Raw genomic sequence first — 14019 nt, forward strand, 5'->3', positions numbered from 1 at the left:
TTCCGGTTCAGTCGAGGAAGGGTACGGACATGAGTGAGCCGTTCAGTGAGGCCGGTGGAATCCCGGTCGACGATCCGACGCCGGTGACGACCTACAGCCCCGTGGTGCTGAAGGTCCCGGGCCGGGCGGTGGACCTCCACCTCAAGGTCTCCGCGCCCGCGACCGGCGGCGACCTGCCCGTCATCCTGCTGTCGCACGGCCACGGCCCCTCGAACTTCGTGTCGTCGCTGCGGGGCTACGGGCCGCTCGTGGACTTCTGGGCCGCGCGGGGCTTCGTCGTGATCCAGCCGACGCATCTGGACTCGGCGGCGCTGGGCCTGCGGGACGCCGACGACCCGGAGGCCCCGCTGTACTGGCGGTCCCGGGTCACCGACATGCGCCACATCCTCGATCACCTCGACGCCGTCGAGGCAGCCGTCCCCGGGCTCGCCGGCCGGCTGGACCGCAGCCGGATCGCGGCGGTCGGGCATTCGCTGGGCGGGCACACCGTCGGCATGCTGTGCGGCCAGGAGGTCACCGACGGGACGGTCGTGAACCTGGCCGACGCGCGGGTGAAGGCGGGTGTGCTGCTCGCTGCGCCGGGCGGCGGCGACGGGCTCGCGGCGCAGGTGAGGGAGAGCTATCCCGCGCTCGGCACGACCAGCTTCGCGGCCATGACGACGCCGGCGCTGGTCGTCGTGGGGGACAAGGATGTCAATCCCGCGTTCTCCGCCCGCTGGCAGTGGCGTGCCGATGCGTACGCGCAGAGCCCCGCCCCCAAGACTCTGCTCACGTTGCGCGACGCGGAGCACGGGCTCGGGGGAGTGTCCATGTACGACGGCGCGGAGACGACGGACGAGAATCCCGAGCGGGTCGCCACCCTGCGGGCGCTCGTCTGGGCGTACCTGCGCAGCCGGCTCTACCCCGGCGACCGGGCCTGGGCGGACGCCACTGCCGCGCTGGCGGCGGAGATGGGGACGATCGAGGCGAAGGAGATCGGTTAGGCGGCGATGGCCGGGCTGGACAGGGTGATTCTCGTGCCCGTGGCGCCGGTGGTGATGGTCAGGCCGGCGATGCCCTGCTGAGCGAGCCACAGCCCGCGCCCGCCGACGGAGTGCGCGCCGGGGCGGCTGGGGTGGCGGTGTTCGGCGGGGATGCCCTCGCCGCGGTCGGTGACACGGCAGTGCAGGCGGTCGCCGGTGCGCCACAGCTCGAGGCGGCCCCGCCCTCCGCCGTGGCGTACGGCGTTGGTGGTGATCTCGTTGACGGCCACGACGAAGCGGTACAGGGCCAGGTCGTCCAGGCCGTTGGCGCGGGCGCAGTGCTCGACGTCGCGGCGCAGGTCGACCAGTGTCCCGGTGTCGAACTCACGGTCGATCAGAACGAGGTCAGGCACGGCCGGCTCCGGGGTGCCGGCGCACGGCGAGCAGGCAGGTGTCGTCGTCCGGGTTTGCGCGTCGCAGCTCGCCGAGCAGGTCCTGCAGGGGCGGCGGCTCGGCGCCGGCGGTGAGGCGGCTCAGGGCGGCCAGCACCGGCGCGAGGCCCTCCTCGAGGCTGTGCGACCGGTGTTCGATGAGGCCGTCGGTGTAGAGCAGGAGCACGTCGCCGGCCTCCAGGCGAGTGGTGGAGGCGTGGTACTCGGCGTCGTGGAGGGCGCCCAGCAGCGGCCCGGGCCGGCGGGACAGTTCGGTGACGGTTCCCGCGCGGGCCTGCAGCGGTGCCGGGTGCCCGGCCTGCGCCCAGGTGAGGACGTGGGCGTCCGGGTCGTAGCGGACGATGGCGGCGGTGGCGGTGCCGGTCTCGGGGTCCCCGGCGTACAGAAGCCGGTTGAGATGCGCGAGCAGTTCGCCGGGGTCGGACGTCGTCGTGATGGCCAGGGCCGCCAGGGCGTGGCGCAGCTGGCCCATCGTGGCGGCGGCCTGCAGGCCGTGGCCGGCGACGTCGCCGACCGCCAGGACGATGCTGCCGTCTCCGGCGGCGGCCGCGTGGTACCAGTCGCCGCCCACCCGGCTGGCCTGTTCGGCGGGCAGGTAGCGCACCGCCGCCCGCAGACCCCGCAGCTCGATGGGGGCGTCCGGGATGGGCAGGACGATGTGCTGCAGCTGTGCGGCCAGGCGGTGCTCGGCCGCGAGGCTCTGCTGGTGTTCGCGCAGCTGCTGCTGCACGTCGGCGAGCTTGAGGCGGCTGGTCTCCCGGGCGGTGACGTCCTGGATGATCCCGTAGATCTTCACGGGCCGGCCCTCGGCGTCCCGGACGGCGTCGATGACGGCGCGCAGGTACTTGATCTTGCCGTTGATCGCGGCGCGGGCGGTCAGGTCGACCGTCTCGCCCCGGCCGAACGCCTCCGTGGCCTGCCGCCGCAGCGGCTCGTCCTCCGGCAGGCCGAGGGCGTCGGACTCCTCGCGGGGCAGGGGACCGTCGGCGGGGTCGCGTTCGTAGATCCGGTACAGCTCGTCGGACCACTCGGTGGCGTCGGTGACCAGGTCCCACTCGCCCCAGCCGAGGTTGCCCAGCCGCTCGGTCTGCGCGATGCGCTCGGCGAGGCGGGTCTGCTCGTCGACGCGTACCCAGGTGTTGAGCAGGCCCGGTCCCACCGGCTGGACCCGCACGGAAAGGGGGCGCTCGGCGTGGGCGTTGTGCGGATCGGGCGGCGCCACGGCGGCGACCTGGCGGTGCCCGCCGTCGGCGAGGGTCTCGGCCCAGGCCTGCCAGACCGGCCCTCCCGCGATCGCCGGATAGACGTCGCTCACCCTCCGGCCGATCAGCTGCGGCCCGCTGCGACCGGACCGGTCCGTCACGGTACGGCCGGCAGCGACGATCCGGTAGTCGATGATCCGCCCGCCGTCGTCGCGGAGCGCGGTGAGGGCGAGGTGCTCGCCCGGCACGGCGTCCAGCACCTGCTGAACCACGGCCGCCCAGTCCTGCGGGACCGGGGCGTGCTGCGGTGGCCGGTGCCGGCGTGGTGCCGGCGGCGCGTGGATGACCCGCAGTGCTTCCTCGGCGCTGCGGTGCAGGGTCCGCGACGGCGTCGACCGCTGCGTCTCCAGCACGGCGATCGCGCCCGACGCGACGGAGGCGAGGTCCTTGCCCTGCTGGCCGGCGAGCAGCCTGAGGTGCGCATGAGCCTCGTCGATCCGGCAGCCGATCCGCCCGGCGAGCAGCCCCGCGGCCCGCTCACACACCACGTCGGGGCCGAGCCGGGCCTCGCTCACCTGGGCCTCGAGCTCGGCCAGGCGTTGCAGGTACCCGTGGTCCGCCTCGGTCGCCATGGATCTCCTCAGCCGCTCATGGGTCCACGGTGGACTCGGGCAGGCCGAAGGCCTCCAGCAGGCCGGAGAGCCACAGCTGATCCAGCACCTTCGGGTTGGGGTTCGTGACGCGGAACTCCGCCGCGCCCTCCTCCGCCGCCTTCATCGCCCGTACGAGCAGCCCTATGCCGGAGGAGTCCAGGAAGGTGACCTCGGCGAGGTCGATCCGGACCGAGGCCGGCCGGCCGCCGTTGATCGCCTGCTGCACCACCCCGGCGACCTGCGAGGCGTTGGTGAAGTCCAAGTCGCCTCTCAGGACCACAGTGAGCCGTCCGTCGGCACTGCTGTCCACCGAGATCGTCCGCACGCGTCCGCCTTTCTGCGTGTCGCCGGCGCTCACCGTACGCCGCCGGCGGTGCCGCGAGGAGACACCGATCCGGCGACCTTGGCGGCCGCCCAGGTCAGCGACGGCGGGACGTCACCCGATCGAGGACACCCGGTACGCGGTGTGCCCCTGCTCCAGGAGCCGGTGGCTGCGGGGATGGTCGTGCAGGACGCGGGCCAGCTCGCTCAGGGCGAGCTCGACGGCGTCGGCGGGCACGCCGCGGTTGCCGAGCACGTCGGCGAGCCAGCAGGCGAACGCGGTGAACAGCGATCCGTCGTCGACGTAGATCGCGGCGGCGAGATGGTCGAGGATGTAGCCCAGATCGGTGATCGTCATGTCGAGGGCGAATCCCTCAGCCGTCTCCTCCGGGTAGGTGGCGCGAAGCCGGCGCACGGTGTGCCGGATGAGATCGCCGCGCCGCTCGGTGAGTGCCCGGTACTCGTCGTCCGCCGGCTGGGCGACGATGGCGGCCGGCCGCGGGGGCCGGTCCAGCAGCGGGATGGCGGTGATGCCGTTCGTTGCCCACGGCGCGCCCAGGCGCGCGGCCCAGCGTCCGTCGGCCCCGAACGCCCGGCCGCCCACGATGATCGGCAGGCCGAGGCTGTGACAGGTGGCGAGGACCCGGTGCGCGTCCGGCAGCCGCATCGGCAGGCTGCAGCTCAGTGCGACCGCGAGGGGCCGGTAGCGGCGCAGGAAGGTGATGAGGTGCGCCGTGGGAACGTCGGAGCCGAGGAAGACGCAGTTCCAGCCGCGCAGTCGCAGGGTTTCGGCGAACAGCAGGGCGGGCGTGGCGTGCAGCTCGCGTTCGATGCAGGTGACCACGACACGCCGGTCGGGATCGGGGCGGCCGGCGGTGGCCGCGAGGGCGGCGACTACCCGGCTCGTGATGTGGGATGCGCAGTGTTCCTGGGCCACCGTCCACACGTTGGTCTGCCACCAGCGGCCGACCTGCACCATCGCGGGCGCCACCAGGTGCAGCATGACCGTCTCGGGGTCGATGTCCGGTGTGCACAGCTGCAGCACGAGGTCGACGGCGGCTCGTTCGTCCTGGCGGGCGAGGCATCGCAGGTAGAGCGGGTAGGCGTCGCCGACGGCGGCCGGGAGGGCTTCGTCGCGTCCTGTCATGGAGGGTCACCGCCATGTCGACTGCAGTCCTGGCCAGCATAGGACAAGGGATCACCATCGATATCGCCGCTGATTTCGACAGACTTTCGTCCCGCGAGACAGAAGTTCGACGGTAGTTCACTGAAGTTATGGACTTTTGAACAGAACGCGCCTACCGTCACGAGGCATCGATGGTCATCGACCCGCGGTCGTGGCCGTGCTGCTGCCCTCGGAGCGCGCGATGAAGACGAAACTGTTGCTGGGCGCCGCCCTCCTCCTCGCGGGCCTGCTGCCCGCCCTCCCGGCCGAGGCGGCCGTTCCGCCGCAGGAGCCGGGCGTGACACTGCGGACGTACGACCTGCAGACGGCCCGTGACGCCATCTGCACCCTCAAGCCCGGTCAGACTCCCAACGTCGACAAGCTCATGCCCGCGGTCAACTGGACCACCGCGGCCGACTTCGGCTTCGAGGACCACTTCCAGACCGAGGTGATCGGCAACGTGAGCATCGCCGCCGCGGGGACGTACGCGTTCCGGCTCACCAGCGACGACGGGTCCCGGCTGCTGATCGACGGCGCGACCGTCATCACCAACGACGGCCTGCACGGGGCGACCTCGGTGGAGGGCACCGTCTCCCTCACGACCGGCTACCACGCCCTGCACATCGACTTCTTCGAGCGCGACGGCGGTCAGCAGCTGACGCTGGAGTGGCGGCCACCGGGCGCGAGCGCCTTCGCCGTCGTCCCCACGTCCGTCCTCAGCACGGACGCGGGCGTGGTGCGGGTGACCGCGCCCGGCCGCAAGGAGTGCGAGAGCTCCGGGGACAGCCCCGGCGACGGCCTGCCGCTCGACGCGGTGCACCCCGGTTACACGCTGACCAACCTTCGGCCGTCCGGGTTCCAGCCGCAGGTGAGCGCGATGGACTGGTATCCCGACGGCCGGCTGGCGATCGCGACCTGGGGCGGCAGCGACACCGTCGCCGGAGAGGTGTACGTCCTCAGCGGCGTCACCGGCGCCACGTCACCGGGCCAGGTCACGTACAAGCGGATCGCGACCGGGCTCCGGGAACCGATGGGCCTCAAGATCGTGGACGGCACGATCTACGTCTCCCAGAAGCACGAGCTCACCGAGCTGAACGACACCAACGGCGACGGGGTCATCGACCAGTACCGCCGGGTCGCCACGTGGCCGTTCGACGGCAACTTCCACGAGTTCGCGTTCGGCCTGCTCTACAAGGACGGCTACTTCTACCTCAACCTGTCCGTCTCGATCGATCTCGGCGGCGCCACCACCGAGCCGCAGGGCTCGCCGAACCCCCGTGACAGCATCAGGTCCGGCGGTGCGGAGGTTCTCTCTGGGGTCCGACGATGTGGACGAGGTCCGTGCCTTCGGCAGGACGCACTTCTTCCCCCGGCGGTACCTGCACCCGTTGGGCAGGTCGGGACGGCTGGCCGCGCGGTTCGACGTGCTCGATCTGCCATCGCTGGCCATCTGCGACGCACGGTACGGCGCCGACGTCACCCTGGCCTATGACAACCCCGACGCCTATCAGGTCGGCGTACCCGTGTCCGGCAAACCTGCGGACGCGCCTGGGCGGCAAGACCCTGGTCGGCGCCGGCGACCGCGCGGTGGTGTCGAGAGCGGGCGAGGACGTCACGCTCGACCGCTGGAGTGCCGACCGCCGCCAGCTCGTCGTCAAGATCGAGCAGGGTTTCCTGGAGCGGCAGCTGCAGGATCAGCTGGACGCGCCGGTCCCGGGTCCGGTCGGGCTGGCCGGGCGGCTGGACCTCGCCGACGACCCTGGCCGCAGCTGGGTGGCCCTGGTACGACTGGTGGCGGCCCAGCTCGCCCGGCCCGCTGCTACCGGCCGCCCCTGGTGCGCCGTGCCATCGAGGCGGTGCATGCGCATCCGGAACACCCGTTCACCGCCGCGGATCTCGCCCTCGCCGCCGGCGTCAGCGTCCGTACGCTGCAGGCGGGGTTCCGCCGCTACGTCGGCTGCAGTCCGATGGCGTACCTGCGTCAGGTGCGGCTGTCCCGGGCACACGACGACCTGTGTGCCGCGGACCCGAGCCGCACCACCGTCGGGGAGATCGCCTACCGCTGGGGATTCTTCCACCTGGGCCGGTTCGCGGCCGCCTACCGGTCCCGCTACCACTCGACGCCGTCGGAGACCCTGCACAGTCCCTGACGGGTGCCGGCCCGGTCCAGCGACTCCTCGGCCGCGGTGGTCGCGGGCGGCTGGGGCCGGCGCCGGTGACAGTGTCGGGCGGTTGATACGGCGCCGGATGACCACAGCCCGCGACCACTCGCGGCCGCCACCCCCTCAGGCGGACCGGGCCGACGGGGTCAGTATGGGCGGGAGGGGACGGCGCGCGCCTCGTCCGCGGCGGATGAACCGTGGCTTCGCGAGTCCGGCCCGGACGCGGCCGCCGGGCTCTTCCCACGGCGGCTCTCCACGACCGAGTCGATGACCGAGGCGATGAGCGAGCCCCCGGCCGCGGCCAGGAAGGGCATCACGAGCAGGAGCCCGTAGTCGGGCCTGGGCGGGCGGCCACGCAGGATGCCCCAGGCGGTGATCATTCTCCGGCGGTAGGTCATGAGCTTCGTCCTTCCGAGGTGTCGCGGATACCGAACCAGGTGGCGGAGGCGGCCAGGGCGAGGCCGACGAGCTCCAGGGCCACGAGTCCCGGTCCCGCCGTCCGGTCGGGCGTCCGCATCCGGATGAGCAGCAGGACGGCGAAGACGACCAGGACGGCCGGATCCAGCAGGTGGCGCAGGGGCTGCGGCTTCGCCGTCCTGTCACGGGGAGCGGTCACTCTGTCGATTCCCACCGCGACAGCCGTCGCGGCGCCGCCCACGAGCCCGGCGGCCTGGGTGCAGTACGCCAGCGTGCCGATCATCGTCGGCGCCCCGAGCAGCCGGGCGACGTCGAGGATGACCACCACGGCCAGCAGGCCCAGCGGGAACATCAGCAGAAGGGGCTGTACCGCGTTGCCTCGTACGCTGAGCCGGCTCTCCATGCCGTGCTCCCTCCGCCGACCGGCACGAACCGAGTCTCGGTCGGCGCCCGTTCGCCCACGTCGTCCCTGGCGGATGAGCTGTACTTCAGTGGTGGTGTGGCAGCGTGAGAACGAGAAGTGAAAACATCGTTGCAGAGGGTCACGGCTTGTTGCCGGAAGCGACAACGGTGGGTAACCGGGGTGTTGCCACGTCCTTGATCGCATGGTTCGCTAGGGGAGAGCGAAGGCGCTGGAGGCGTGGTCTTCAAGGGGTGCAGGGACGGTGGACCGCGACACCGACTCCAGGGGAGCGCCTGACGCTGTCGTCGCGGCCGATGCGTGCCGGCGGTATCCGAGTACGTCGTCCACCGAGGACGGCAGTGCGGATGCGGACCAGTGCCGGAGGGGGCGGCGTGGACGTCGACAACGTGGCCGAGACGGTGAACGGCTCCCTGACCTCGGCCCGCCGGCCGGGCCGAGGAGCCGTGCATCATCACGCGCCGTCGACATTCAGCCTTTTCAACGCCGCAAAGGTGTCCCGGCCGCAGATGTTACGTGCCCAGGTCCACCGGTCCCGCTTGGACGCGACCCTCGATGCCTCGGTGCGCGTACCCGTGACGCTCGTGTGCGCCGGTGCGGGCTGGGGCAAGAGCGTGCTCGTCTCGGCGTGGGTGGAGCGTTGCCCGTATCCGGTCGCCTGGCTCACCGTGGACCGTGGTGAGAACGACGCACAGTCCTTCTGGGCCTATGTGGTCGCGGCGCTGCGGGCTGCCGGAGCCGTCCCGGCCGGCAACCCGCTCGGTGAGTGGCAGACGGTCCCGTCCGATGACGACGAGCGGGTCCGGGCGCTGGGAGGCGGCCTCAAGCGGCTGCATGCCCCGACGGTCGTGGTGATCGACGACTTCCACGAGATCGACGATCCCGGCGTGCTGAGCGAGCTGAGCGCTCTGATCGACCCTCCGCCGCCCGATCTCCACCTGATCCTGATCAGCCGGTCGGAGCCGCTCCTGCCGCTGCACCGGCTGCGGCTCGCGGGCGCCCTCGGCGAGATCCGGGCCCGCGACCTGGCCTTCACCAGGGACGAGGCGTCCCGGCTGCTCACCCGCCCGGGGCTCGATCTCGGCGCGGACGACGTCGCCGCGCTGGTGGAACGCACCGAGGGATGGGCCGCCGGTCTGCAGATGGCGGCCGCCTTCCTGGCCGGTCCCGACCGCCCCCGTCCGGTCACCGACTTCACCGGCGACGTGCGCCCCGTCGACGAGTATCTCGCGACCGAGGTCCTGGCCGGGCAGTCGCCGCGCATGCTCCGCTTCCTGCTGTACACGAGCATCTGTGACCACGTGTGCGGCGAGCTCGCCGACGCGGTCACCGGGGACGACGACGGCCAGCGGGCCCTCGAGGAGCTCGAGCTGGTCAACGACTTCGTGGTGCGGCTCGGCGCCAAACCACGCTGGTACCGGTATCACCACCTGCTGCGGGAGGCGTTGCGGCATCATCTTCTGCTGCGGGATGCGCCGATGGTTCCCGAGCTGCACGGCCGGGCCGCACGCTGGCATCTCGCCCGGGGCTCGATCTTCGAGGCCCTCGGCCACGCGGCGGCCGGCCGGGACTGGCCGTTCGTCGGCCGGCTGGTCGTCTCGCACGCCGCGCCCCTCATCCTGTCGGCGAACCGGGCGGCGTTGATGAAGGTGCTTCGCGCCGTACCGGCCGCGGAGCTGGCGACGACCGCCGAGCTGATGGTGTGCGCGGCCCTGCTGATGTTCGACGCGGGGGACTGGGACACGATGCCGGCGGTCCTGGAGGGAGCGCGTGAACTGCTACGGGAGCGGCCCGAGGAGGAGCGGCTGCCGACCGAGATCACCATCCGGTCGCTGGAGATGAGCGTGTACCGGGCGGTCGGCGACATGCCGGAGGTCGTGGGGGAGACGACCCGGCTGCTCGCCACGCTGAGCAAGCTCCGGTCCGCCCAGGTGCCGTCCGCCGCACAGTTCCGGGCGGTCGCGTTGAACAACAAGGGAGTCGGGCTGCTCTGGGAGGGCAGACCGGAAGTCGCGGAGCGCTTTCTCTCGAGCGCGTCGACCGCCGCGCGGGCGGCCGGCGTCGAGCTGGTCGCGATCAACGCCCTTGGGCATCTGGCGATGCTGGAGGTGATGGCCGGGTCCGTGCGGGAGGCCGCCCGGCTGGCGACGACGGCGAGGGACCTGGCGGAGCGGCGTGGCTGGACGTACGCGCTGCAGTCCGTGCCGGCTCACCTGGCGCTGGTGCTGGCCCACATCGAGCGACACGAGCCGGCTCAGGCGGAACGGGTCCTGCAGCAGGGCCGGCGGGCCCATCGTAACGAGCCCGAGGCGGTGAGCCGGATCACGTGGCTGGGGACTCAGGCCCGGCTCGCCCTGGCACAGGGAGAGCCGGCACGGGCCCGCGCCCTGGTCGCGCAGGCGCGCCGGCAGCGCGACTCCCGGATCCGCGCCCCCGCCCTGGACCGGTGGCTCCTGCTCACCGAGTCGGAGATCGATCTGCGGACGGGCCTGCCCGAGCCGGTCGAGCGACGGTACGCCGACCTCGCGACCCGGGGTCCCCTCACCTTCGCCGAGCGGGTCCGCTGGGCGCAAGCCGCATTCGCCGTCGGGCACGTGCACCTGGCGGAAGAGCTGCTGGCAGGGCCGCCGCCGCCACTGTCCGAAACGGTGGCGACCGTCGAAGCGCACATCCTGACTGCCCTCATCGCCGACTCCCGCCGGCAGGGGCTTCGCGCGGGCGACGAGCTCGGCCGGGCCTTCGCCCTGGCCGAGAAGGAACGTCTGCGGCGGCCGTTCATCAGCATGCGAGGCGGCCGGCTGGAGCGGCTCCTCGGCCGGCGGAACCTGTTGACGGGCCGGCCGACGGCCTTCGTGACCGGCATCCTGCAGGACACGGACGCCGCCGGCACGGGCGATGAGGTCCTGCACCGCAACGGGGAGCTCAGCGAGCGGGAGATGGAGGTGCTGGGCTACCTGCCCACCATGCTGACGGCCGGCGAGATCGCCGCCGAGCTCGGCGTGTCGGTCAACACCGTCAAGGCGCACATGAGGTCGATCTACCGCAAGCTGGGGGTCGCCCGTCGCCGCGAGGCGGTGACCCGGGCGAGGGCGCACGGGCTCATCTGAGCCGGCACCGCCGCGCACCGGTCAGTGCAGCATCGTCTTCAAGCCGATCAGCGCGACCCCGAACAGGCCGGCCACGACGGTGGAAACCAGCTGCTCGAGGGCGGAGAGCCGGCCCTGCCTGCCGACCCGCCAGCCGGCCATGCAGAGCAGGACGGTGCTGCAGAGCAGCGCCGAGATGACCGCGGTACGCAGATCCCGGCGCAGCAACCAGGCGACGACCAGCACCCCGAGGGGCAGGAAGGACGCCGTGACCAGCTCCCAGCCGCCGGTCAGCTGCGCGCGCAGCGTGTCCCAGCGGGGGCGGTGTCCCTCGTGGATGCGCTCGGCGACGATCCGGGCGTACCGTTCGGCGACCCAGTAGATCGTGAGGGTGCCCAGCACCGTCACGACCGTGGCCGACACCGTCGGGGCGTGGGAGGCGACCATGACGGCGGAGCTCACGATGATGCCGTACAAGCCCGCGGCGGTCGCCTCCTGGATCTCCTGCGCCGGCTTCGGCATCAGCGCGCGCCGGTCGCGGCGGTGGCCCGGCGCGCGGTGTGCTGCCGGGACCGCTCCTCGGAACACACTGTGACGTTCATCCGGTCATCTCCGGGTGATGCGCAACGTCTTCGCCTCGCCCCCGTGGACGATCAGCGCATAGATCGCCAGCACGTCGAAGCCGACCGCGAGGATCGTCCACGCCGGGTATGCCGTCGCGAAGCCGAGGTTCACCAGGGCGTTGATGGAGGCGACCACCACGGCGACGACCCGCGCCCAGGCGTACCCGAGGATGACGCCGCCGCCCGCCGCGACCAGCACCGCACCCAGGATCAGCAACGCCCATCCCCATACGGCGTAGTTGACGTCGACGGCCAGGGCGGCGGTCGACGAGTGGTAGAAGCTCTCGTCGAGGATCGCGACCAGCCCCTGAACGGCATTGATCACACCCGCCCCGCAGAGCAGGATCCCGGTGAAGACCACCCAGCCCAGCCAGGCGGTGACGCTCCGGGGCTCCGTCCGCGCATGCGCCGGTCCGGAAGACGACGGACGTGCGGCGGCAGCATGTTCACTGTCGGTCATTCTCGCTCCTCAGCGGTAGAGCCTGGGCAGGGGCCGGACGGCGGTGTGCGCGGAACCCGCAACGAGCGAGCCGATGGCCACCCCGAGGATGAAGTTGAGGCCCGCGGTGAACAACCGTGAGCCCAGGTCCTGATCCGTGACGAAGGGCGCCAGCATCGCCACCACCGTCGCCAGCGTCATCACCCAGCCGAAGAAAAGCATCGGGCGCGGCGTGAACAGCAGCAGGAGATGCATCACGCCGGTTGCCAGAAGGCTGAGCATCGCGGCGCCGAGGGCGTACCACCCGGTACTGGCATCGCCCCACACGCCTGCGCCCTTGGGCGCGAGCACCTCCACGCCGAAGAGGCCACGACCGATGAGGATTCCGACGATCGCGATGAGGGCGGCCACGACCGCGGTGGCCGCACCACCGGCCCACAGCCGCCCGGCGTTGAGCTCCGGTCGCGGTGAGGGACTAGCGGACTGGTACATCGCCGTCATGGCGTTCCTCCTAGAGCACCGCGGCTACCGTGGCCGCACGTGGCCCGAGCGTCGTCGGCGGAGGCGCCCCAGTGCCTCATCCGGTAAGGGTGAACAGGTCTGGACGGGGCGGGAACACCCTCGGCGGCGCCCCAGGGCGAACGACCGCAGCGCCCCGACGACCTCGGGGCGCTGCGCGGCGGCTGCGGGCGAGCCGGCGTGGACGCCGTTCACCTCAGGGTGCCTTGACCTCATCGCCGTGCGCCGCCAGCGCGTAGATGACCAGGACGTCTGTCGCGATCACGATGGTGCACCAGATCGGATAGGCCGGAAGGAACGCGATGTTCGCCAGGGCGCTGAGCACGGCCACCACGATGCCCAGCACCCGGGCCCACATCTGACCGAGCAGGACGCCGATGCCGATACCGATGGCGGCGAGCCCGAGGAACAGGTGCGTCCATCCCCAGGAGGTGTAGTCCATGGTGAGAATCAGGCCGTTGCGGGTGACGAGGTACTGGTCCTCCTTGAACAGCGCGACGAGTCCCTCGATGGCCTGGAACCCGCCCATCATCACCAGCATGATGCCTCCGAACAGGACGAACCCGACCCACCCGGTGCGTTCGGGCACCGGGGGCTCATAGGAGTCGTCCGCGGTGTAGGTGCGCCTTTCCTGGGTGTCCGACATGGCGATGCCACCTCTCCTCGTACTTTTCGGTCGTCCGGACGCTCGACCGGACGTCATGTCTGGCGCCGGCGCACCGGCGCCTGCGGAAGGTCGTTGACCGCCGCGGTCAGATAGGGCCCGACCAGGGCCAGCCGCGAGTCGCCGCTCGCGGCGACCTCGATCCGGGAGCCGTCCCACACCAGCAGACAGACCGCGACCGGGTGCGGCCCGCACCGCCGCACGTCCGCCGCCGGCAGGGTGTACACGCCTTGGGACACCGACGCCCGCAGGACGATGATCCGGCTCGAGACCGGACCCCGCCGGATCACCAGCATGTCGTCGTCCCAGGCCGCCCACATCGGCCGCGACCAGCGCCGGGACAGCCGGGGCCAGACCGCCGACGGATAACCGCAGAACCGGGCCCTGCAGCGGAAGGTGTTCTCGGCACGAACGAAGCGTCGCCGGCTGCGGTACGCCGCGATGTCGACGGCGATCAGCGCGCCGAGGAAGGCCGCGATCACGAGCGATCCGAGCATGGGGACCCTCCTTTCGGCTGTCGTCGGGCATGGTCGCCCGGCGGGGGAGGCCGGCGCGCCATCCGCCGCGAGTGATATGGGCCGGCCGGTCATTCGCCGGGGACGATCCAGCGCCGCAGGGTTCACGCTGAGAGGGGGCGTGACCTCGAGCGGCTGCGGTGCGATGGGTGAGAGAATCAGGAGCCGGGCGGACCGGGCGGTTGCTCCGGGGCCTCCTCGGGAGGTAGCCGGCGCACCTCGATGAGGCGGAGACCGAGACCGTGGATCCGCGAGATGAGGCCGACGACGGCGGACTGGTCCGGGAGCGACCCGTGCAGGACGGTCTCCGGCGGTTCCACGTTCACGGTCAAGTCCCGCAGCTCCGCCAGCAGCTCCGCCGGGATCACCCCGGCGACCGTGACCTGATATGACGCCTCGGGCATGGTCCCTTCCTCCG

At 71.9% G+C, this 14019-nt stretch carries 16 protein-coding genes and 1 pseudogene; 5 read left to right on the forward strand and 12 right to left on the reverse strand.

The genetic code is table 11. From position 1 onward, the window contains the following. Positions 1–29 precede the first annotated feature (29 nt). Positions 30–983 (forward strand): chlorophyllase, encoded by a 954-nt coding sequence (locus AB0J80_RS29180; protein ID WP_364711137.1) that lies wholly within the window; start codon positions 30–32, stop codon positions 981–983. Here AB0J80_RS29180 and AB0J80_RS29185 read toward each other — a convergent pair. The 4 genes from AB0J80_RS29185 to AB0J80_RS29200 all read right to left on the reverse strand — a co-directional run bounded on the left by AB0J80_RS29185 (position 980) and on the right by AB0J80_RS29200 (position 4737). Next, entirely contained in the window at positions 980–1375 is a 396-nt protein-coding gene (locus AB0J80_RS29185) for an ATP-binding protein (RefSeq protein ID WP_364711139.1), read from the reverse strand. The two genes, AB0J80_RS29180 and AB0J80_RS29185, sit on opposite strands and share 4 nt — an antisense overlap. After that, a complete protein-coding gene (locus tag AB0J80_RS29190; protein ID WP_364711141.1) occupies positions 1368–3248 on the reverse strand; it encodes a SpoIIE family protein phosphatase in 1881 nt (626 codons plus the stop codon). Before AB0J80_RS29190 ends, AB0J80_RS29185 begins: the two co-directional genes overlap by 8 nt. 16 nt (positions 3249–3264) lie before the next feature. After that, on the reverse strand, positions 3265–3594 hold the full coding sequence (locus AB0J80_RS29195) for an STAS domain-containing protein (RefSeq protein ID WP_364711142.1): 330 nt from the start codon (positions 3592–3594) through the stop codon (positions 3265–3267). A 111-nt stretch (positions 3595–3705) separates the two neighbouring features. After that, positions 3706–4737, reverse strand: a complete 1032-nt coding sequence (locus AB0J80_RS29200) for a B12-binding domain-containing protein (RefSeq protein ID WP_364711145.1) — start codon at positions 4735–4737, stop codon at positions 3706–3708. Positions 4738–4957: 220 nt separating this feature from the next. Between AB0J80_RS29200 and AB0J80_RS29205 the strand changes: the two genes are divergently transcribed. The 3 genes and pseudogenes from AB0J80_RS29205 (at position 4958) to AB0J80_RS29215 (ending at position 6905) form a co-directional block, all read left to right on the forward strand. Further along, positions 4958–6247: a PA14 domain-containing protein gene (locus tag AB0J80_RS29205; protein ID WP_364711147.1), complete on the forward strand. Its 1290-nt coding sequence runs from the start codon at positions 4958–4960 to the stop codon at positions 6245–6247. Next, positions 6244–6567 (forward strand): annotated as a pseudogene (locus AB0J80_RS29210) (hypothetical protein); the annotation flags it as partial. The gene AB0J80_RS29205 and the pseudogene AB0J80_RS29210, both read left to right, overlap by 4 nt. A gap of 23 nt (positions 6568–6590) precedes the next feature. After that, on the forward strand, positions 6591–6905 hold the full coding sequence (locus AB0J80_RS29215; protein WP_364711149.1) for a helix-turn-helix transcriptional regulator: 315 nt from the start codon (positions 6591–6593) through the stop codon (positions 6903–6905). Between the two features lie 158 nt (positions 6906–7063). Here AB0J80_RS29215 and AB0J80_RS29220 read toward each other — a convergent pair whose 3' ends face one another. Then, positions 7064–7315: a hypothetical protein gene (locus AB0J80_RS29220; protein WP_364711152.1), complete on the reverse strand. Its 252-nt coding sequence runs from the start codon at positions 7313–7315 to the stop codon at positions 7064–7066. Continuing rightward, complete coding sequence (locus tag AB0J80_RS29225; RefSeq protein WP_364711154.1) at positions 7312–7737, reverse strand: DUF2231 domain-containing protein; 426 nt, start codon at positions 7735–7737, stop codon at positions 7312–7314. The genes AB0J80_RS29220 and AB0J80_RS29225 overlap by 4 nt, the downstream gene beginning before the upstream one ends. A 392-nt stretch (positions 7738–8129) precedes the next feature. Between AB0J80_RS29225 and AB0J80_RS29230 the strand changes: the two genes are divergently transcribed. Further along, positions 8130–10862 carry a LuxR C-terminal-related transcriptional regulator gene (locus tag AB0J80_RS29230; RefSeq protein ID WP_364711156.1) on the forward strand — a complete coding sequence of 911 codons (2733 nt, stop codon included), beginning with the start codon at positions 8130–8132 and terminating at the stop codon, positions 10860–10862. Between the two features lie 21 nt (positions 10863–10883). Here the strand turns inward: AB0J80_RS29230 and AB0J80_RS29235 are convergent, their stop codons facing one another. From AB0J80_RS29235 to AB0J80_RS29260, 6 genes are all read right to left on the reverse strand, one after another. Next, positions 10884–11429, reverse strand: a complete 546-nt coding sequence (locus tag AB0J80_RS29235; RefSeq protein WP_364711159.1) for a hypothetical protein — start codon at positions 11427–11429, stop codon at positions 10884–10886. An 18-nt stretch (positions 11430–11447) separates the two neighbouring features. Further along, a complete protein-coding gene (locus tag AB0J80_RS29240) occupies positions 11448–11924 on the reverse strand; it encodes a hypothetical protein (protein WP_364711161.1) in 477 nt (158 codons plus the stop codon). A gap of 9 nt (positions 11925–11933) precedes the next feature. Further along, the gene (locus tag AB0J80_RS29245) at positions 11934–12404 is read right to left on the reverse strand and encodes a DUF6069 family protein (RefSeq protein WP_364711162.1); all 471 of its coding nucleotides are present in this window, start codon (positions 12402–12404) and stop codon (positions 11934–11936) included. Positions 12405–12618: 214 nt separating this feature from the next. Further along, a complete protein-coding gene (locus AB0J80_RS29250) occupies positions 12619–13068 on the reverse strand; it encodes a hypothetical protein (RefSeq protein WP_364711164.1) in 450 nt (149 codons plus the stop codon). Positions 13069–13121: 53 nt separating this feature from the next. Beyond that, the gene (locus AB0J80_RS29255; RefSeq protein WP_364711165.1) at positions 13122–13583 is read right to left on the reverse strand and encodes a hypothetical protein; all 462 of its coding nucleotides are present in this window, start codon (positions 13581–13583) and stop codon (positions 13122–13124) included. A 176-nt stretch (positions 13584–13759) separates the two neighbouring features. Then, positions 13760–14005: a hypothetical protein gene (locus tag AB0J80_RS29260; protein ID WP_364711167.1), complete on the reverse strand. Its 246-nt coding sequence runs from the start codon at positions 14003–14005 to the stop codon at positions 13760–13762. Positions 14006–14019: the final 14 nt, after the last annotated feature.

It is taken from the genome of Actinoplanes sp. NPDC049548 (assembly GCF_040676695.1).
Lineage (GTDB): Bacteria > Actinomycetota > Actinomycetes > Mycobacteriales > Micromonosporaceae > Actinoplanes.